Origin of the sequence: Megasphaera massiliensis (assembly GCF_000455225.1) — a bacterium.
In the GTDB taxonomy this organism is placed as follows: domain Bacteria; phylum Bacillota; class Negativicutes; order Veillonellales; family Megasphaeraceae; genus Megasphaera; species Megasphaera massiliensis.
Map to the genome: position 1 here is coordinate 1,171 of NZ_HF954539.1, position 713 is coordinate 1,883.

Consider the following 713-nt stretch of genomic DNA (forward strand, 5'->3'; position numbering starts at 1 on the left):
TAACTATCACTTAGTCTCCGTCCTCTAATTATTCAATTGTTATATATTCTTTTATTTACTTAGTTGGGCACTCTTTAATTCCACGTAGTACATAGTAATTACTTATTTAAACAAGACCTAGAGATCCTCAATCTAGCCATATTGGGTGGGGAGAAGAAGATTGTAATAACCGTTACAGCTAATTGATATGATTTACTATTTCTTTCATCAGCAATAAAGCCTATAATCTCAGCCTTCATGATGCTTTCTAATATTGAACTAGTAACAAGTTTTCAACTAGCTCTAAAACTCGTTACTTAATAGTAACACTTGAGTAGAGTTCCTCCTTTCTTGGTGGCATCTCAGTTTAAAAATTATCATTTTTTTGTTGCATGAAAAGGCTACAAATTCTTGTGACACAAACAATTGTACATCATTTTTCAGCCTCAAAAATTCTAAACCATTGTTGAAATTCATCTACAAATATTATATTAAATCCCATATAAGTCAATATAATATGTAAATTTAGATATAAAGTGTAGATCAGATGATTATTGCTTGAGCCTCGCTGATATTCGGTATAAAGTACCTGTACCTTTAGGGACAGATTTGTTACTCTACCAGTAACGTAACAGATTTAGGCTGAGAACCTGACGTAGATATTCAAGAAGTGACTTCTTCTCTTAAGCTTATTGGTTAACATTCACGAATATTTTCTCAAAGAACTCTCTTCT